The 16,700-nt window shown below is 64.0% G+C and carries 19 protein-coding genes, 1 tRNA gene and 1 riboswitch; of the genes, 12 read left to right on the forward strand and 8 right to left on the reverse strand.

What is annotated here, in order from left to right; all coding sequences use genetic code 11:
* Positions 1–65 precede the first annotated feature (65 nt).
* A complete protein-coding gene (locus tag AC04PT_RS07085) occupies positions 66–884 on the reverse strand; it encodes a response regulator (RefSeq protein WP_482872914.1) in 819 nt (272 codons plus the stop codon).
* Between the two features lie 111 nt (positions 885–995).
* On the opposite strand from AC04PT_RS07085, the gene AC04PT_RS07090 reads away from it, so the two are divergent.
* From AC04PT_RS07090 to AC04PT_RS07105, 4 genes are all read left to right on the forward strand, one after another.
* Complete coding sequence (locus AC04PT_RS07090; RefSeq protein WP_482872915.1) at positions 996–1,169, forward strand: NepR family anti-sigma factor; 174 nt, start codon at positions 996–998, stop codon at positions 1,167–1,169.
* Positions 1,166–1,720: an RNA polymerase sigma factor gene (locus AC04PT_RS07095; protein WP_482872917.1), complete on the forward strand. Its 555-nt coding sequence runs from the start codon at positions 1,166–1,168 to the stop codon at positions 1,718–1,720. Before AC04PT_RS07090 ends, AC04PT_RS07095 begins: the two co-directional genes overlap by 4 nt.
* Positions 1,717–3,483, forward strand: a complete 1,767-nt coding sequence (locus tag AC04PT_RS07100) for a sensor histidine kinase (RefSeq protein WP_482872918.1) — start codon at positions 1,717–1,719, stop codon at positions 3,481–3,483. The genes AC04PT_RS07095 and AC04PT_RS07100 overlap by 4 nt, the downstream gene beginning before the upstream one ends.
* A gap of 65 nt (positions 3,484–3,548) precedes the next feature.
* The gene (locus AC04PT_RS07105; RefSeq protein WP_482872919.1) at positions 3,549–3,686 is read left to right on the forward strand and encodes a hypothetical protein; all 138 of its coding nucleotides are present in this window, start codon (positions 3,549–3,551) and stop codon (positions 3,684–3,686) included.
* A gap of 196 nt (positions 3,687–3,882) precedes the next feature.
* Here AC04PT_RS07105 and AC04PT_RS07110 read toward each other — a convergent pair.
* Positions 3,883–3,958 (reverse strand) — tRNA-Lys (locus AC04PT_RS07110).
* 94 nt (positions 3,959–4,052) lie between these two features.
* On the opposite strand from AC04PT_RS07110, the gene dapF reads away from it, so the two are divergent.
* Genes dapF through AC04PT_RS07130 form a run of 4 tightly spaced genes read left to right on the forward strand, consistent with a single transcriptional unit; the run spans position 4,053 to position 7,429 of the window.
* The gene (dapF, locus tag AC04PT_RS07115; RefSeq protein ID WP_482872920.1) at positions 4,053–4,898 is read left to right on the forward strand and encodes a diaminopimelate epimerase; all 846 of its coding nucleotides are present in this window, start codon (positions 4,053–4,055) and stop codon (positions 4,896–4,898) included.
* A complete protein-coding gene (mtaB, locus tag AC04PT_RS07120; RefSeq protein ID WP_482872921.1) occupies positions 4,895–6,148 on the forward strand; it encodes a tRNA (N(6)-L-threonylcarbamoyladenosine(37)-C(2))-methylthiotransferase MtaB in 1,254 nt (417 codons plus the stop codon). Before dapF ends, mtaB begins: the two co-directional genes overlap by 4 nt.
* A gap of 3 nt (positions 6,149–6,151) precedes the next feature.
* Positions 6,152–6,781, forward strand: coding sequence for an FMN-binding negative transcriptional regulator (locus AC04PT_RS07125; RefSeq protein ID WP_482872922.1), 630 nt, complete (start codon positions 6,152–6,154; stop codon positions 6,779–6,781).
* A 42-nt stretch (positions 6,782–6,823) separates the two neighbouring features.
* Positions 6,824–7,429 carry a glutathione S-transferase gene (locus AC04PT_RS07130; RefSeq protein ID WP_482872923.1) on the forward strand — a complete coding sequence of 202 codons (606 nt, stop codon included), beginning with the start codon at positions 6,824–6,826 and terminating at the stop codon, positions 7,427–7,429.
* Positions 7,430–7,441: 12 nt separating this feature from the next.
* Here AC04PT_RS07130 and AC04PT_RS07135 read toward each other — a convergent pair whose 3' ends face one another.
* The gene (locus AC04PT_RS07135) at positions 7,442–8,104 is read right to left on the reverse strand and encodes a lipid A oxidase (RefSeq protein WP_482872925.1); all 663 of its coding nucleotides are present in this window, start codon (positions 8,102–8,104) and stop codon (positions 7,442–7,444) included.
* Positions 8,105–8,366: 262 nt separating this feature from the next.
* Between AC04PT_RS07135 and petA the strand changes: the two genes are divergently transcribed.
* From petA to AC04PT_RS07150, 3 genes are read left to right on the forward strand one after another with little or no spacing between them, the layout of a single operon-like run.
* A complete protein-coding gene (gene petA / locus AC04PT_RS07140; protein ID WP_482872926.1) occupies positions 8,367–8,945 on the forward strand; it encodes a ubiquinol-cytochrome c reductase iron-sulfur subunit in 579 nt (192 codons plus the stop codon).
* An 11-nt stretch (positions 8,946–8,956) separates the two neighbouring features.
* Positions 8,957–10,300 (forward strand): cytochrome b, encoded by a 1,344-nt coding sequence (petB, locus tag AC04PT_RS07145; protein WP_482872927.1) that lies wholly within the window; start codon positions 8,957–8,959, stop codon positions 10,298–10,300.
* A gap of 18 nt (positions 10,301–10,318) precedes the next feature.
* Entirely contained in the window at positions 10,319–11,113 is a 795-nt protein-coding gene (locus AC04PT_RS07150; RefSeq protein WP_482872928.1) for a cytochrome c1, read from the forward strand.
* A gap of 150 nt (positions 11,114–11,263) precedes the next feature.
* On the opposite strand, the gene AC04PT_RS07155 is transcribed toward AC04PT_RS07150, so the two are convergent.
* From AC04PT_RS07155 to thiB, 3 genes are read right to left on the reverse strand one after another with little or no spacing between them, the layout of a single operon-like run.
* Positions 11,264–11,956: a thiamine ABC transporter ATP-binding protein gene (locus AC04PT_RS07155; RefSeq protein WP_482872929.1), complete on the reverse strand. Its 693-nt coding sequence runs from the start codon at positions 11,954–11,956 to the stop codon at positions 11,264–11,266.
* The gene (locus tag AC04PT_RS07160; protein ID WP_482872930.1) at positions 11,949–13,451 is read right to left on the reverse strand and encodes a thiamine/thiamine pyrophosphate ABC transporter permease ThiP; all 1,503 of its coding nucleotides are present in this window, start codon (positions 13,449–13,451) and stop codon (positions 11,949–11,951) included. Before AC04PT_RS07160 ends, AC04PT_RS07155 begins: the two co-directional genes overlap by 8 nt.
* Positions 13,427–14,413 carry a thiamine ABC transporter substrate binding subunit gene (thiB, locus tag AC04PT_RS07165; protein ID WP_482872931.1) on the reverse strand — a complete coding sequence of 329 codons (987 nt, stop codon included), beginning with the start codon at positions 14,411–14,413 and terminating at the stop codon, positions 13,427–13,429. Before thiB ends, AC04PT_RS07160 begins: the two co-directional genes overlap by 25 nt.
* A 33-nt stretch (positions 14,414–14,446) precedes the next feature.
* A riboswitch (TPP riboswitch) is annotated at positions 14,447–14,551 on the reverse strand.
* A gap of 93 nt (positions 14,552–14,644) precedes the next feature.
* Between thiB and aroC the strand changes: the two genes are divergently transcribed.
* A complete protein-coding gene (gene aroC / locus AC04PT_RS07170; protein WP_482872932.1) occupies positions 14,645–15,760 on the forward strand; it encodes a chorismate synthase in 1,116 nt (371 codons plus the stop codon).
* 120 nt (positions 15,761–15,880) lie between these two features.
* Here aroC and AC04PT_RS07175 read toward each other — a convergent pair whose 3' ends face one another.
* Together AC04PT_RS07175 and AC04PT_RS07180 are read right to left on the reverse strand one after the other, a co-directional pair.
* Positions 15,881–16,258: a SpoIIAA family protein gene (locus AC04PT_RS07175; RefSeq protein ID WP_482872933.1), complete on the reverse strand. Its 378-nt coding sequence runs from the start codon at positions 16,256–16,258 to the stop codon at positions 15,881–15,883.
* A 61-nt stretch (positions 16,259–16,319) separates the two neighbouring features.
* Positions 16,320–16,622 carry an HNH endonuclease family protein gene (locus tag AC04PT_RS07180; protein WP_482873086.1) on the reverse strand — a complete coding sequence of 101 codons (303 nt, stop codon included), beginning with the start codon at positions 16,620–16,622 and terminating at the stop codon, positions 16,320–16,322.
* Positions 16,623–16,700 lie beyond the last annotated feature (78 nt).

A 16,700-nucleotide genomic window follows, 5' to 3' on the forward strand; every position in this document is an offset into this window, starting at 1 on the left:
GCCATGACCGAACGAAAAAACCCTGCGCCTTGCGGTGCAGGGTTTTTCCGTTCAGGCAGCAGGCCTCAGGCCTTGAGGGTGTCTGTGCTGGCGAAGAATGTAGCCTGGCTGACCGCCGACTGGACCTGCATCTCGGTGTAGGGCTTGGTGATCAGGAAGGTCGGCTCGGGCCGCTCGCCGGTCAGCAGACGCTCCGGGAAGGCCGTGATGAAGACCACCGGCATGTCGCCGGTCTCTTTCAGGATGTGCTTTACCGCATCGATGCCCGACGAATTGTCTGCCAGTTGGATGTCGGCGAGGATCATGTCCGGCGGATCCTTGCGAGCCAATGCCACGGCTTCGTTCTTGGTCCGCGCGTTGCCGGTGACGATATGGCCCATGTGTTCAACGATGGCGATAATGTCCATGGCGATGATCGCTTCGTCCTCGATCACGAGGATGCGGCTTTCGATGTTGCTCTGCATCTCGCGCCGCGCGATCGACAGAAGCTCCGCGGCGTCGTCTTCGGGCTCCTCCAGGATCTCCGCGATCTGCGCCGTATCGAACCCTTCGATGCTGTGCAGCAGCAGCGCCTCGCGGGTGTTCTTGGTCAGCCCCGCCAGACGCTTCTGCGCGCGGGCTTCGGGGGTCGAGGGATCCTCGGCGTCATCGATGGGCGACCCGGAGGAGACCCAAATCTGATGGAATGCCTTGAATAGCGCCGTCTTGGGCGCCAAGCCGCTGCGCAGGATGCCGTCATCCTCGAGAATTGCCTCGAGCGTGGCCGCAGCATAATTGTCGCCCGATTGCTGTTTGCCGGTCAGGGCCCGCGCATAGCGCCGCAGATAGGGAAGTTCCTGGGCGATCTGGTGCGTCAGGTCTTGCTGACTTGCTGTGTCGGTCATGGGTGTCCCTCAAAAATAATGCTCAGCAGGGAACCAAACGCTGATCCTTGTGTTATGTTCCCGAGCGAGCGTGAAAAACCGCTCGTTCAATGATGCAGAAACGTCGGTGCAATGGCAAATAAATCCGGGACTTCCAAGTTGGAACAACAAATTGATGAAAACCTAAGACGCGTGTACGCAGACGTGGCGCAGGAACCGTTGCCTGACAGGTTTACGCAACTGCTCGACCAACTGCGTCAGAAGGAACAGGCAAACTCCGAACCCACGTCCGAGGATGAGCAGTGAGCAATGTCAAGGACCCGAGGGAGGAGTTGGTAGAGCATCTCCCCGCAATGCGTGCCTTCGCGATGAGCCTGACAAGGAATTCGGCCGCGGCCGATGACCTCGTGCAGGATGCTGTTGTGAAAGCATGGGGTAATTTCGACAAGTTTCAGACCGGGACCAATCTGCGGGCCTGGCTGTTTACCATCTTGCGCAACACATACTATTCGCTTTACCGCAAGCGCCGGCGTGAAGTTGAAGATCCCGATGGCAAGATGGCTGGCAAACTGTCCGAAAAACCCGCGCATGATGGTCACCTCGCGATGACCGACTTTCGTTCGGCCTTTGCAAAACTGACGGATGAGCAGCGCGAAGTGCTGATTTTGGTAGGGGCCGAAGGCTTTTCCTACGAGGATGCCGCCGAAATGTGCGGTTGTGCCGTCGGAACCATCAAGAGCCGCACGAACCGCGCCCGTAAGCGCCTGTCCGAACTGATGCATCTGAGTGATGAGGACGAACTTGAGATGACCGACGCAGCGACCCTTGCCGTGGTAACGGGAAAACCGGCTGCATGAATCCGAAAAGAGGAGAACCGCGCCGGTTCTCCCGACCGGGACTGGCATTGCGTCTGATCTTCGTGCTCAGTATCGCAATGCTTCCGCTTGGGCTGATCTCGGTCTACCAGACAAAAAAGGTGATCGAGGATCGGCGAACCCTGTCGGGCGCTGCGCTTCAGGATGCCACCCAACAGGCCGCGTCGGCCAGCCGCGGCTTGTTTGGCGCTGCCTCGGGCGCGGCCGAGACGCTCAGCCTGATGCTGCCGCTGTTGCGCACCTCCGACACCGACTGCGACGCCGTGATGCGCCAGATGGTTCAGCGCAATCCGTCCATCGTCTTCGCGGGTTACACCGATACGGAATTTGATCTGGTGTGTTCGTCGCGGGATCGCGATGAAAGCCTGCTGGGCGCCTTCGAGACGCTGAGCGAGACACTCCAGCCCGGCGCACCGGGAATCTTCCTCCGCTCGCTCGAATTTCTTGGTGGGGTCGTCACGGTCAATGTCACGGTCCCGGTGATCGTCGAAGATCGAATGCTGGGCACGATCTGGGTCGCCCTGCCGCTCTCGGCCTTGCAGAACGCCCTGACCGCCGCCGCACCAAACGCCGACCTTGTGCTGTTTCAGGCCGATGGTCAGGTTCTGGCAACCGAGGAGTTCAACGACAGCCGACGTGCCGTCCTTCCCGAAGACCGGACGCTGCCCGAGTTGGCCACCGGCGGGCGGCAGGTGTTTCGCGGTGTCAGCCGCGAAGGTCTGGACCGCGACTTCGTGGTTGCGCCGGTGTTTGACGACGATGTTTTCGTTCTGGGCAGCTGGGAACCGCGTCACCGCGGTCTGGTAACGCCTGCCTACGCCGAGGCCATCGCGCTCTATTTCCCCATTGCAATGTGGGTGATCGCCACGCTGGTGGCCTCGATCGGCCTGCACCGGCTGGTCATTCGCCACGTTCGTCGCTTGCGGTCGTGGCTGCGGCTCTATGCCGGCGGCCACAGCAACTTCATCCACGCCCGGCTGGACAATGCTCCGCAGGAGCTTGAGGAATTGGCCGAGGCCTTCCGCGCCATGACCGGCAGGCTCACCGATCAGGACCGTGCGCGCGAAGAGGACCTTCAGGAGAAGACGGTACTTCTGCGCGAGGTCCACCATCGGGTGAAGAACAATCTTCAGCTGATCTCGTCGATGATGAACATGCAGATCAGGGCCACCGACAGTACCGAGGCGAAGTACCTTCTGCGCCGGGTGCAAGACCGGGTGATGGCGCTGTCGGCGGTGCACCGCTACCTGTATCTGGCGCGCAAGCTTTCGCTGGTGCGGATAGACAAGTTGCTGGAGGACATTATTCAGCAGCTCGTGATTGTCGGCACCATGCAGGAGGCCGGCTATCGCATTTCCGTCGCAACCGAACTTGATCCGATCGAGATCAACCCGGACCAGTCGGTTCCGGTGTCGCTGCTGGCGGCCGAGGCGGCAATCAACGCGGTGAAGTATTGCGGCGGTTCCCAGGGCGAGGTGCCCTGGATCAACATCGCGCTGAAGGAAAGCAACGGCGACACCGTCTGCCTGAGCGTGGTCAACTCGCTCGCTCCGGCCGGCGAGGACGGCAAGACGCCGCAGGGCAGTCTGAAGATGGCGGGCACCGGGCTCGGGTCGCGATTGATCGAATCCTTCGTGCTGCAATTGAACGGCTCGATCGACGTGGTCGAGAAGCCCGGCCGATATGAACTGCACGTGACGTTCCCGCGTGCGTGGCATGACGACGAAGCCAACGGCGAGACCTGATCCAAGGAACCGGATGCGCCATATTGGCGTTGTCCCGGTATCCACACCTTGGGAGGAGACCGCCAATGCGCCGCTCACACACCACGCTGCTTTCGATGTTCGCCGGCGCACGGGACGCCGTGCTCCACGTTCTCGCGTCGCCCGACCGGGGAATGACGTATGACCTGCGCCCGATCCCGGTGCGCGTCGAACGTCGCAAGTAATATATCCCGCATCCCGTCCCTGTGCCTGATCGCCTTGCAGGCTGATAGAGGGATGGGCAGGGACCCCGGGGACCGTGCGGACGACACAGGCCCCCGGGGTCCCGCATACCGCCATGCAAGGCGCTTCCAACATTATGAAAACCACCCTGAGTACGCCCAAAAGCGTACTACGTCGCGACGTGCAATTTTGTGACAGTGGTGAGCCGTGCAGGATTCGAACCTGCGACCCACTGATTAAAAGTCAGTTGCTCTACCAACTGAGCTAACGGCCCACTGGCGGGGTTACTAGAAAGAGCGCGGGTTAGGGTCAACCCCGAAAACGCGAAAAAACCGCGGGCTCTGGAAAAGGTTTCCCGACCGGCGTATATGCGCGCCATGAACAGCACCCCGGATACCAATCTGCCCTTCATGAAGATGCACGGGCTGGGCAACGACTTCGTTGTGCTGGACGGCCGTGCGCGCGCCGTCGAGATGACCGCGACACTGGCGCAGGCGCTGTCCGACCGGCACCGGGGCGTGGGGTTCGACCAGCTTGCGGTGATCGTGCCAAGCGACAATCTTGACGCCGAACTGATATTCTACAACTCCGACGGCTCGCTATCGGCGGCCTGCGGAAATGCCACACGCTGCATTGCACGTCATCTTATGAATGAGGGCGGCCAGGCGGCGCTGAGGCTAAAGACCGGTGCGCGGATCCTCGAGGCGAAGGATGCCGGGGACGGGCTGACCAGCGTCAACATGGGTGCGCCCGACATGCGCTGGGACCGCGTGCCTCTGGCGCGCGAGGTGGATACGCTGCGTCTGCCGATCGATGGCGACCCGGTCGCCACCGGCATGGGCAATCCGCATTGCACCTTCTTTGTCGATGACGCGGAGGCGGTGGACCTCGAAGGGCGCGGTGCGGAGATCGAGCACCATCCATTGTTCCCTGAGCGCACCAACGTGCAGTTCGCAAGCCTGATCGGCAAGGACACCCTGCGGATGCGGGTGTGGGAGCGCGGGACGGGCGTGACCCTTGCCTCCGGATCGTCGTCATGTGCCACGGCCGTTGCGGCGCATCGGCGCGGGCTGACCGGACCCGAGGTGGCAATTCATCTTGACGGCGGGGTGATACACATTCGCGTCACCGCGGATGGCGTCTGGATGACCGGACCGACGATGCATGTCTTCACTGGCACCCTGACCGACCAGTTTTTGGAAAGCCTGAAATGACCGCGCCCGTGTTTTCGACCATGGGCTGTCGCCTCAACGCCTATGAGACCGAGGCGATGAAGGAATTGGCCGCCGATGCCGGGCTGGACGGCGCGGTGGTGATCAACACCTGCGCCGTCACGGCCGAGGCTGTGCGCAAGGCCCGGCAGGAGATTCGCAAGCTGCGGCGCGAGAACCCGCAGGCGCGGCTGATCGTGACCGGCTGCGCGGCCCAGACCGAACCCGAGACCTTTGCCGCGATGGACGAGGTCGATGCCGTGATCGGCAACACCGAGAAGATGCTGCCGGAAACATGGAAGGGCATGGCCGCGGACTTCGTGGGCGAGACCGAGAAGGTCATGGTTGATGACATCATGTCTGTGACCGAGACCGCCGGCCATCTGATCGATGGCTTCGGTACGCGGTCGCGCGCCTACGTACAGGTCCAGAACGGTTGCGATCATCGCTGCACCTTTTGCATCATCCCCTACGGCCGCGGCAATTCCCGCTCGGTCCCGGCCGGTGTGGTGGTCGACCAGATCAAGCGGCTGGTGGACCGGGGCTACAACGAGGTCGTGCTCACCGGGGTGGACCTGACCTCTTGGGGCGCGGACCTGCCCGCGACACCCCGGCTGGGCGATCTGGTGCGGCGCATCCTCAAGCTGGTGCCCGATCTGGCGCGGCTGCGCATCTCGTCGATCGATTCGATCGAAGCCGACCCGGCGCTGATGGAGGCGATTGCCACCGAGCCCCGGCTGATGCCGCACCTGCACCTGTCGTTGCAGGCTGGCGACGACATGATCCTCAAGCGAATGAAGCGGCGGCACCTGCGCGACGATGCAATTGCCTTCTGCGAAGAGGCAAAAAGGCTTCGTCCCGACATGACCTTTGGTGCCGACATCATTGCCGGCTTCCCGACCGAGACCAAGGCGATGTTCGACAATTCGCTTAAGCTGGTCGAAGATTGCGACCTGACTTGGCTGCACGTTTTTCCCTATTCGCCGCGTCCCGGCACCCCGGCGGCACGGATGCCGCAGGTGAACGGCACTGCAATCAAGGCGCGGGCCAAGCGCCTGCGGGCGGCCGGCGCGGTGCGGGTGACCGAACATCTGGCGAGACAGAATGGCCGTGTTCATCAGGTGTTGATGGAAAACCCCTACATGGGGCGGACCGAGCAGTTTGCCGAGGTGCGTTTCGCCACGGCGCAGCCAGAAGGCCAGATCGTGCGCGCAAAGATAGCCGGTTTCGACGGTCACCAGTTGGTGGCCTGACGTATGCACCCGAACCCTGTCTTTCGTCGCGAAGCCGAGACCCGCAACCTGACCTTCGCACGAGAGCGGGGTTTCGGCACGCTCGCGGTCAGCACTCCGGCAGGCGCGCCGCTGCTGAGCCACGTGCCTTTTCTGCTGGCCGAAGATGGTGGACAGGCGGAGCTGCATCTTGTGCGCTCGAACCCCATCGCGCGGGCCTGCGCAGGGCCGCTACCGGCGCGTATCGCGGTTGAGGGGCCAGACAGCTACATCTCGCCCGACTGGTACGGTGTCGCCGACCAGGTGCCGACGTGGAACTACGTGGCCGTGCATCTGACCGGGCAGCTCTTGCCGATGCCGCCAGAGGCGCTGCGCGACCTGATCGACCGGCAGACGGCGCTGTTCGAGGAACGTCTGCGTCCGAAGGCACCTTGGACCTCGTCGAAGATGACCCCGGAGGTGCTGGACCGCATGATGCGCACCATCGCGCCGTTCCGGCTGGTGATTGAACAGATCGACGGCACATGGAAGCTTGGACAGAACAAGCCGGCGGACGTGCGCGAACGGGCGGCCGAGAGTGTGGCGGGCTATGGTCACGGACATGAGATCGCCTTTCTCGCGGCGCTGATGCAGGGCGTGGACAAGGCCGGCTGACCTGCTAACGTGGCGGCAACTTTCACCCGTGAGGTAGTCCGCATGAAGCTTCTGATGGCCGGCCCGTCGCCCTTCGTCCGCAAGGTGCTGGTGGTGTTGCACGAAACCGATCAGGTGAACGCGGTCGAATATGAACGCGTGGTGGCTTCGCCCACCGGGCCGTCGCCCGAGTTGATTGCCGCCAATCCGGTGGGCAAGATCCCGGCGCTGATCCGGCCCGATGCGCCGACGATCTATGACAGCCGGGTGATTTGCCGCTTTTTGGACGCGCGTGTCAGCGGTGGTCTCTATCCCGACAAGCGCCAGTGGGATGTGCTGACGCTGGAGGCGACCGGCGACGGGATCATGGATGCGGCGGTGCTGATGGTCTATGAGAATCGCTTCCGCGATGAGGCGCAGCGGTCTCAGGAATGGGTCGAGGGGCAATGGGCCAAGATCGACCGCGCGGTTTCGGCATTGAACACCCGGTGGGTGAGCCATTTGCAGGGACCGCTGGACATTGGCCAGATCTCGGTGGCCTGCGCGCTCAGCTATCTCGATTTCCGCCACGAGGCGCGCCGCTGGCGCACCGGCAACACCGCGCTGGCCGAGTGGTACGAGACCTTCAGCCAGCGCCCGTCAATGCAGGCGACCGAGCCGAAGGACTGAACGCGCGACGCGTCAGAAACTGAAGCTGACGCCAAGGTTGATGGCCTGCGTGGTGATCTGGGTCTGCAGATCCCCACCGTCGAGACCGACATCAAGGTCCGCCCAAGTCGCCTGAACCTCGCCGAAGGCCGACCAGTTTTCGCTGATCGGCAGGCTTACCCCAACGAAAGCCCGTGCCGCCGGTCCGGCGTTGCCGATTTCGAAGGTGCGGTTGCCCGAGGTGTCGCGTGCATCAACGTGCGGCACCGCGATGCCAAGGCCCGCGCCCCAGTAGGGGGTGATGCTGCCAAGCAGTCCGGGATAGCGGCGAAGCACGTTCGCGGTCAGGATATTGTGTCCGTCGGTCAACTCGAGCCGCGTCAGGCCGGTCCCGGACAGTTCATCCGCCGGGGCATAGACCTTGTTGTGAGTGAATTCGGCCCCGAAGCCCCAGTCGGACGGCTGCCAGATCGTGCCGCGCACACCGTAATAGAGCGGCATCTGGTCAGAGCGGCCCTCCCACGCGAGGTTGGTGTCGAAACTGCCGGCGCCGGTGCTGCCACTCAGGTCTGAGGCGGCCACGCCCTGCGCCCCGAGATAGACGCTCAGCTCGGTCTCGGCGGCGCCGCCGCCGGCCTGCGTCATCCAGATGGCAATAATAAATCCGATGGTTCGATTCGGGGTACGTGCGATCATGACATTCTCGAAATATGGTAAGGCTGTGCCAGAAGGATAACGACTAACCTCTCAGAAGCTACCGGCGAGGGCACCAAACGGTTGAATTGATCCGCCACTGCCGTGTTTCCGCGACATTAAGGCGCGATGCGCAATACGGGCTCTTGAATGCTGGACGACATTACCGTGCGACGCTAAACACCCCTCCGGGGAGCTGTGTTCGTTCGCGAGCGCAGCCGGGAATAATTATGCCAGGTTTCTGGCGCTGAAATGGAGATCACTCGTGTCCCACGCAGACGATCACGAAGGCACCCGCAGAGATTTTCTCTACTACGCCACCGCAGGTGCGGGCACGGTTGCGGCAGGTGCCGCAGTCTGGCCGCTGGTCAATCAGATGAACCCCTCCGCCGACGTGCGCGCGCTCAGCTCGATCCGGGTTGACGTCTCGGGCATCGAGCCCGGCACCCAGCTGACGGTGAAATGGCTGGGCAAACCGGTCTTCATCCGCCGCCGCACCGAGGAAGAGATCAACGACGGCCGCCAGGTCGACGTCAGCGAGCTGGTCGATCCGATCGCCCGCAACCCCAACATCGGGGCCGATGTCGCCGCGACCGACGAAAACCGCACCCTGGCCACCGCCGACGGCGAAAACTCGGGCGAGTGGCTGGTCCAGATGGGCGTCTGCACCCACCTGGGCTGCGTGCCGCTGGGTGATGGCGCGGGCGAGTTCGGCGGTTGGTTCTGCCCCTGCCACGGGTCGCACTACGACACCGCGGGCCGCATCCGCAAAGGGCCGGCACCGGAGAACCTGCACATCCCGCCCGCCCTGTTCGAAAACGAAACCACTCTTCTGCTGGGTTAAGGAGCGTATAGATGGCTGGTATCCCACACGACCATTACGAACCGAAGACCAGCGGCGAAAAGTGGCTGCACAAGCGTCTTCCGATCGCGGGTCTGCTGTATGACACGATCATGATTCCGACGCCCAAGAACCTCAACTGGATGTGGATCTGGGGCATCGTGCTGACCTTCTGTCTTGTGATGCAGATCGTCACCGGCATCATCCTGGTGATGCACTACACGCCGCATGTCGATCTGGCCTTTGCCTCGATCGAGCACATCATGCGCAACGTGAACGGCGGCCACTTCATCCGCTACCTGCACATGAACGGCGCCTCGCTGTTCTTCGTCGCGGTCTATCTGCACATCTTCCGCGGTCTCTACTACGGGTCCTACAAGGCCCCGCGCGAGATCACCTGGATCATCGGCATGCTGATCTATCTGGCGATGATGGGCACCGCCTTTATGGGCTACGTTCTGCCCTGGGGCCAGATGTCCTTCTGGGGCGCGACCGTGATCACCGGCCTGTTCGGCGCCATTCCGTTCATCGGCGAGCCGATCCAGACCTGGCTGCTGGGCGGACCGGCTGTCGACAACGCCACGCTGAACCGCTTCTTCTCGCTGCACTACCTGCTGCCCTTCGTGATCGCGGCGCTGGTCGCGGTGCACATCTGGGCGTTCCACACCACGGGCAACAACAACCCCACCGGTGTCGAAGTGCGCCGCACCTCGAAGGCGGAAGCCGAAAAGGACACCGTTCCGTTCTGGCCCTACTTCGTGCTGAAGGACCTGTTCGCGCTGGCGGTGATCCTGGTGGTGTTCTTCGCCATCGTGGGCTTCATGCCCAACTACCTGGGCCATCCGGACAACTACATCGAGGCCAACCCGCTGGTGACGCCCGCGCACATCGTGCCGGAATGGTACTTCCTGCCGTTCTACGCCATTTTGCGCGCCTTCACCTCCGAGGTCTGGGTGGTGCAGTTCGCGAGCTTCATCACCGGTGGCATCATCGACGCCAAGTTCTTCGGCGTGCTGGCGATGTTCGGCGCAATCGCGGTGATGGCGCTGGCGCCCTGGCTTGACACCTCTTCGGTGCGCTCGGGCCGCTACCGGCCGATGTTCAAATGGTGGTTCTGGCTGCTGGTGATCGACTTCATCGCGCTGATGTGGCTTGGCGCCATGCCCGCGGAAGAGCCCTATGCGTCCTTCTCTCTGATCGCCTCGGCCTACTGGTTCGCCTATTTCCTGGTGATCCTGCCGCTTCTGGGCGTGATCGAGAAACCGCTGACCCCGCCGGCCACCATCGCCGACGACTTCGATGCGCACTATGCGCCCAAGACCGGCGGCACCAAGACCGTCGTGTCCCCCGGCGAATAATCGAGAGGCATAAGACAAATGACCATCAAGACCCTCACGATCTCGGCCGTCACCGCGCTGGCGCTGACGGCAACCGGGGCCTGGGCCGCGGGCGACGCGGGCCATATCGAGGATGTGGACTTCTCCTTCGAGGGCCCGTTCGGCACCTTTGACGACCACCAGCTTCAGCGCGGCCTTCAGGTTTACACCGAGGTCTGCGCCGGCTGCCACGGTCTGCAATACGTGCCGCTGCGCACGCTGGCCGACGAAGGCGGTCCGCACCTGCCCGCAGACCAGGTCCGCGCCTACGCGGCCCAGAACTTCGAGGTCTTCGACGCGGACCTGGACGATTTCCGTCCCGCCAAGGAAACCGACAACTTCCCGGCCAACAATGCCGCCGGCGCGCCCGACCTGTCGCTGATGGCGAAGGCGCGGGCCGGGTTCCACGGCCCCTACGGCACCGGCATCAACCAGTTCTTCAAGGGCATGGGCGGGGCCGAGTACATCTACTCGCTCCTGACCGGCTATACCGGCGAGGAAAAGACCGAAGCCGGGGTGACGCTTTACGAGAACACCGCCTTCCCCGGCGGCTGGATCTCGATGGCGCCGCCGCTGGACGACGGGCTGGTGGAGTATGCGGATGGCCACGGCAATGACACGCACGACCTTGCCAAGGACGTGTCGGCCTTCCTGATGTGGACGGCAGAGCCCAAGATGATGGCGCGCCAGCATGCCGGTCTGACCGGGGTGATCTTCCTCGCGCTGTTGTCGGTGCTTCTGTACCTGACCAACAAGCGCATCTGGCGGCCGATCAAATACGCTTCGAAGGACTGAGACCCTTCGTGACAAGAGAACCGAAATGCCCCGCTCCGGCGGGGTTTTTCTTTGCGAGGAGGGTTTTCGCCGCGCCTTGCGCGCGTCGACAGGCTGGGGGCTCCGCCCCCAGACCCCCGGGATATTTCAGAACCGAAGAAGGACCCGGGGTCAGGTGCGCCCCAGATACGCGCTCAATTCGACCGAGGGGTCTGAAAAGAATGCCTCGGTGTCGCGTGGCGGGTGCAGCGTCCCGTGCGAGACCAGCGCCACCTGATCCGCGACCCGCCGCGCGTCCTCGGGGGCGTGGCTGACCATCAGCACCTTGATGCCCTGCTCCGCCGCCAGACGCGCCACGAGGTCGAGCATCTCGCCGCGTAGTGCCGGGCCGAGCGCCGAGAACGGCTCGTCCAGCAGCATCAGCGGGCGGTGTTGCAACAGCACGCGGGCCAGCGCCGCGCGGCCTTGCTGGCCGCCGGAGAGTTCGGCGGGTTTTCGAGTACCCTTACCAGTCAGACCCACGTGGGCCAGCGTGGCGTCGATGCGGGCGGTCTGCTCGGCGGTGGGGCGGCGGGTGGTCATGGCGAGCGCGAGGTTGGCGGCCACGGTGAGATGCGGAAAGAGGTTGTTGTCCTGAAAAAGGATGCTCACCGGGCGTTTCGCCGGGGGCAGATGATCGATGGGATTGCCGTCGCAAAGCACCTGTCCGCGGGTGGGTACATAGAAGCCGGCGATCAGGTTAAGGATGGTGGACTTGCCCGCGCCGGAGGGACCGATCAGCGCGGTGAAGGGCGCATCGAAGGCGGCGTCGGCGGTGAGATGGAAATCATCCTGATGGACCTCGATGCCCCTGAGTTCAAGCATGGGCGCGGCCTCCGCGGTCCAGCGCCCAGAACAGCCCGAGGCTCATCGCCAACAGCAGCAGCGCGGCGCCCTGTGCGGCCTCCATCCGGTAGGCGCCCATCAGGCGATATAGTTGCAGCGGCAGGGTGGCATGTTCGCCATCGGCAAAAAGCGCGATAACGCCGAGATCGCCCATCGACAGCGCCGCCGTGAGGCCGGCGGCGAAACCCAGCGGACGGCGCAGGCGCGGCAGCAGGACGATGCGCCAGAGCGCCCAGCCGGTGATGCCAAGCGTGGCGGCGAGGTTTCCGTAATCGGCGCGCGCGGTTTCCAGTTCAGGCCGCAGGATGCGCAGGGTAAAGGGCAGGGCCATCAGCGCGTTGACCATCAGCGTCACCGGCAGGGCGGCTTCGGCGGGGCGCACGAAGGGCTGCACGATCAGGAACAGGCCGGTGCCCAGCACCAGACCGGAGACCGCGACGCCCAACAGGCCAGCAAGTTCACCAGCCTTGGTGGCCAGCGGCAGGGCGAGCGCGAGGGTGAGCAGGGTGGCGCCGAGCGCGACGGCCAGCGAGCGCAAGGCCGCGGACCAGACCTCGGGCGGCAGCTGGGTGAGGCCCGGCAGCCCGGCGAGGACGATCATCGCCAGCGGTGTCAGCAGGAACAGCCCGGCGCAGGCGATCCAGAATAAATCGGTGATGCGGGCGAGGCCGGATTGCGCATCCCAGCGTTGCAGCTGCCGGTCAAGCCCCGCGCCGAAACCGTCGGGCGGCGACAGAAGGTAGAGCGCCGCGGCAGCCGCCACGCCGAGCGCCAGTTGCACCAGCGCCAGCGTTGCGGCCTTGCCGAGATCGAAGTCGAACTTGAACGCTTGATAGATGGCCAGTTCCACCGTGGTGGCGCGCGGCCCGCCGCCAAGCGTCAAGGCAACCGCGAAGGAGGTCAGGCAGATCACGAAGATTACCGCGAAGGCGCCCGGCGCGATGCGGCGCAGCATGGGACGTTCCAGCAAGCGGCCCACCGGCGCGTCGAGCGAGGCGGCAAGGCGGAAGCGTTCGGCCGGGATGGCGAGCCAGCCTTGCAGGATCAGCCGCGTCGCCAAAGGCAGATTGAAGAAGACATGCGCGAGGATCACGCCATGGTAGCCGTAAATGTCCATCCGCGGCAGCCCCAGCGCACCGCCCAGGCTGTTGACGAGGCCGTTGCCGCCGAAAACGGCGAGCAGACCTAGCACGGCGACGATGGTAGGCAGGATGAAGGGCGCGCCCAGCAGCGCGATCAACAGCGACCGTCCGGGGAAGTTCTGGCGTGACAGGGCGCGCGCGACGGGGATGGCGAGTCCCACACTCAATGCCGCTGACACAGCGGCCTGCCAGAGGGTGAACCACAGAGCGGCATAATCCGGCGCGCCCAGTGACCCCAGCCCTCCGGCGCGCCAGATCACCGCCGCCACGGGGCCGATCACCAGCCCCGCGACGATGAGCGCCCAGATCAGCGGGAGAGCGCGCTGCGCCATGCCTCGATGGCCTCATCGCGAAGCTCTGCTGCTTCATCTTCGCTGTAGAACAGCACCTTTTCCGGCACCGGCAGATCGCGGAAGCCCTCGGGCCATTTTTCCTTCGGCAGCGCGGAGGGGAAAGACCAGTTGGAGGTTGGGATCATGGTCTGGAACTCCTCGGTCAGGATGAACTCCAGGAACTGGTCGGCAAGGTCGGGGACTTCGGTACCCGCGACTTTCGCCACCGATTCGGCCATGAAGTAGTGGCCCTCGGGGAAGATCGCGGCGGCCTTGGTGTCGTCTTCCTCGGCGATGATGTGATAGGCGGGCGAGGTGGTGTAGCTGAGCACCATGTCCGCCTCACCGTCGGTGAAGAGGCCATAGCTTTCCGACCAGCCCTTGGTGACGGTGACGATCTTGGGCGCCAGCTTGGCCCAGGCGGCCTCGGCCTCGTCGCCGTAAACGGCATGGACCCAGAGCACCAGCGCGAGGCCCGAGATCGACGAGCGCGGGTCCTGGATCACGATGCGCAGGTCGTCAGGCGCGTCGAGCAGGGCGTCGAAGGACGCGGGCGGCTCGGCGATCTTTTCCTTGTTGTAGACAAACGCCGTGTGACCGTAGTTGAACGGCAAGAAGGTGTCGTCGTCCCATTCCACCGGCAGCGTCAGCGCCGAGGTGTCCAGCCCGTGGGGTGCAAAAAGGCCGCTTTCGCGGGCCTTCTTCGTAACATCGGAGGTCAGGCCGATGACCACGTCGGCCTCGGTGCGTTCGCCTTCGAGCAGGATGCGGGGCAGAAGCTCGCCGGTCTTGTACTGAAGATCGCAGGCGCAGCGTTCTTCGAAGGCCTTTTCGATGCCAGGGCCAGGACCCCATTCGGAACTGAAGTAATCGCCTGCATAGACGGTAAGCACGGGGGTGTCCGCCGCGGCCAGCGTGGCCGTGGAAGCAATCAATCCCGCAACGAGAGTACGTCCCAGCATGGGGGTCTCCTAGTGTTGTGGGCGGAGTGGGGTGCTTTTGCAGCCAGCCTTCCCTCCGCCGGTTCTAGCCGGTTCAGGTTCAACGGGTTCGCAATGCATCTCAGCCCGTCCATGCGGCGGGCACCCCGAGGTGTGGGTTTACCTAGGCCAGCACCGGCCGCGCTTCAAGCTGATAGTGCTTGAGGGTCGCGGGGTGGCGGCTTAGAGGAAGGGCAAGATGGAGGGTCCGCGATGAGCTACAACACCTTTGGCCGCATGTTCCGCGTCACCACTTGGGGCGAAAGCCACGGGCCTGCCCTGGGCGCCACGGTGGACGGCTGTCCTCCGGGGGTAGAGATCGACGCCGGGTTCCTTCAGCAATGGCTCGACAAACGCAAGCCCGGCCAGAACAAGAACACCACGCAGCGCAAGGAGCCTGACGAGGTCGAGATCCTGTCTGGCGTGTTCGAAGGCAAGTCGACCGGCACGCCGATCCAGCTGATGATCCGCAACACCGACCAGCGGTCGAAGGACTACGGCGACATCGTCGAGAAGTTCCGCCCCGGTCATGCCGACATCACCTATTGGCAGAAGTACGGCATCCGTGATTATCGCGGCGGCGGGCGGTCCTCGGCGCGGGAGACCGCAGCTAGGGTGGCCGCGGGCGGCGTGGCGCGGGCGGTGCTGGCGCATATGCTGCCGGGCCTGAAGGTCACCGGCTACATGGTGCAGATGGGCGAAAAGCACATCGACAGAAGCCGCTTTGATTGGGACGAGATCGGGCGCAATGACTTCTGGGTGCCCGACGCCGACGCTGTGCCGGAATGGGACGCCTATCTCGGGCGGCTCAGGAAGGACGAGCACAATTCGGTCGGCGCGGTGATCGAGGTGGTGGCGCAGGGAGCACCGGCGGGGTTGGGCGCGCCGGTCTACGGCAAGCTCGACACCGATCTGGCGACCGCGATGATGTCGATCAACGCCGTCAAGGCGGTGGAGATCGGCGACGGTATGGCGACGGCGGCGCTGACCGGGTCGGAAAATGCCGACGAGATCTTCATGGGGCCGGACGGGCCGGTCTATTCCTCGAACCACGCCGGCGGCATCCTCGGCGGTATCTCGACCGGGCAGGACATCGTGGTGCGTTTCGCGGTGAAACCAACGTCGTCGATCCTGACGACGCGCAAGACGATCACCAAGTCGGGTGAGGAGACCGAAATCATCACCAAGGGCCGGCACGACCCCTGCGTCGGCATCCGCGCGGTGCCGGTGGGCGAGGCGATGATGGCCTGCGTGCTGCTCGACCATATCCTGATGCACCGTGGCCAGATCGGTGGCGCCGTGGGCGAGGTGCCGGGCAAGATCGGGTAAGCCAGCCTTCCTAGCCCCGGACGTGATCCGGGGCCTCACACTACGGGCCGCGTGGAGGTCCTGGATCGATTCCGGGACGGCGGTGCCTGACACGGGGACACCCCGTCCGGCCAGAGTCCGTCACGATTGCTGCGCTTGTTCCGCATCCAGCCAGGCCCTGGCTTCCTCCAGTTGATCGCGGGAAAACACCCGCATGCGGGCCGGCATCAGCGCGCCCACCGCACGGGCGATCGGACTGATCCAGCCGATGTCGGTCACAAGCGCGATGTGGCTGATGTGCGGCACGGCCTTGATATCGAACCTGATGCCCGGCAGCAGCACCGAGGGATCGAAGCCGGAGAAGTGATCGACCACCTCGATCATCTGAACCTTGCCGTGGGTCTCGATGAACTTTTCCATCGGCTCCGCGACCTTCTTGTAGTCATCCAGTGATATGTGCCCGCTGACGGTGAATTCGACGCGGCGCTTCTCGGGGATTTCCGTGTAAGTGATTGTCATGATGCGACCTCGCTTTGCGCCACCATGATACACCGGAATGCGGCGCGCGATCTGATCTGGATCAACGTTTGCGCCGCCCGCCGGCAGAGCGCGAGTGAAACTCGGGCGGCCGCTTCGCCACCCACTTCAGGAATTTCGCCAGACGCGGGTGCGCGCGCAGCGCCTCGACGGTGCTGTAGTCGCGCGCGAGCTCGGCCTCGGTCAGGGTGGCGTGGATTTCGGAGTGACAGATCTGGTGAAGCCGCACCACGGGCCCGCCCTTGCCGCCCTTGAGTTTCGGGATCAGGTGATGCAGCGACTGCTTCGCCTCAGGCGGGATCGGGCGCAGGCAGAGCGGACATATCGGATCGGTCTCGGGGCTCATGTCTCTCTTGTGTCGGACGCCCGCGCGGGGCATCACCGGGGCGGATTGCCAGTTGGAAAGATAGGACATGCAGCACAC

It is taken from the genome of Litorisediminivivens sp. KMU-197 (genome assembly GCF_056858395.1).

Bases quoted from the DNA above. Each gene is read 5' to 3' on its own strand.
- AC04PT_RS07090 (WP_482872915.1), top strand. From the start codon at position 996: ATGGCAAATAAATCCGGGACTTCCAAGTTGGAACAACAAATTGATGAA.
- petB (WP_482872927.1), top strand. From the start codon at position 8,957: ATGGCTGGTATCCCACACGACCATTACGAACCGAAGACCAGCGGCGAA.
- AC04PT_RS07160 (WP_482872930.1), bottom strand. From the start codon at position 13,451: ATGGCGCAGCGCGCTCTCCCGCTGATCTGGGCGCTCATCGTCGCGGGG.
- AC04PT_RS07150 (WP_482872928.1), top strand. From the start codon at position 10,319: ATGACCATCAAGACCCTCACGATCTCGGCCGTCACCGCGCTGGCGCTG.
- thiB (WP_482872931.1), bottom strand. From the start codon at position 14,413: ATGCTGGGACGTACTCTCGTTGCGGGATTGATTGCTTCCACGGCCACG.
- AC04PT_RS07135 (WP_482872925.1), bottom strand. From the start codon at position 8,104: ATGATCGCACGTACCCCGAATCGAACCATCGGATTTATTATTGCCATC.
- AC04PT_RS07125 (WP_482872922.1), top strand. From the start codon at position 6,152: ATGCACCCGAACCCTGTCTTTCGTCGCGAAGCCGAGACCCGCAACCTG.
- mtaB (WP_482872921.1), top strand. From the start codon at position 4,895: ATGACCGCGCCCGTGTTTTCGACCATGGGCTGTCGCCTCAACGCCTAT.
- dapF (WP_482872920.1), top strand. From the start codon at position 4,053: ATGCGCGCCATGAACAGCACCCCGGATACCAATCTGCCCTTCATGAAG.
- AC04PT_RS07180 (WP_482873086.1), bottom strand. From the start codon at position 16,622: ATGAGCCCCGAGACCGATCCGATATGTCCGCTCTGCCTGCGCCCGATC.
- AC04PT_RS07105 (WP_482872919.1), top strand. From the start codon at position 3,549: ATGCGCCGCTCACACACCACGCTGCTTTCGATGTTCGCCGGCGCACGG.
- AC04PT_RS07175 (WP_482872933.1), bottom strand. From the start codon at position 16,258: ATGACAATCACTTACACGGAAATCCCCGAGAAGCGCCGCGTCGAATTC.
- AC04PT_RS07100 (WP_482872918.1), top strand. From the start codon at position 1,717: ATGAATCCGAAAAGAGGAGAACCGCGCCGGTTCTCCCGACCGGGACTG.
- aroC (WP_482872932.1), top strand. From the start codon at position 14,645: ATGAGCTACAACACCTTTGGCCGCATGTTCCGCGTCACCACTTGGGGC.
- AC04PT_RS07155 (WP_482872929.1), bottom strand. From the start codon at position 11,956: ATGCTTGAACTCAGGGGCATCGAGGTCCATCAGGATGATTTCCATCTC.
- AC04PT_RS07085 (WP_482872914.1), bottom strand. From the start codon at position 884: ATGACCGACACAGCAAGTCAGCAAGACCTGACGCACCAGATCGCCCAG.
- AC04PT_RS07130 (WP_482872923.1), top strand. From the start codon at position 6,824: ATGAAGCTTCTGATGGCCGGCCCGTCGCCCTTCGTCCGCAAGGTGCTG.